General features: G+C 63.4%; 1 protein-coding gene. It reads right to left on the minus strand.

The annotated features are described in order from the left end of the window. A partial coding sequence (locus AC0IW9_RS30855) for an ABC transporter substrate-binding protein (RefSeq protein WP_471652114.1) occupies positions 1-273 on the minus strand: 273 nt, incomplete at both ends.

Below are 273 nucleotides of genomic sequence, written 5' to 3' on the forward strand. Positions count from 1 at the left end.
GCCATGGAGACGGCCTGGCGACGCAGGGTGCCTTCCTCGGTGTCGGCTTCGAAGTGCTTCAGCTTGGCCGGGATGGTGAACTGCTGGATGACGGAGCCGGCCTTGTTGTAGGCCTGTACGGTGGAGTCCTTCTGGAAGGTCTTGGTGGCGGAGGCCGGGACGGACTCCATCACGTCGAGGGAACCGGACTGGATGTCGGCGTAGGCGGCCTCATCCTTGGTGTAGACCTTGAAGGTCACGCCGTCGTTCTTGGCGACGCGGTTGCCCTTGTAG

The organism is Belnapia sp. AC561, assembly GCF_979252845.1.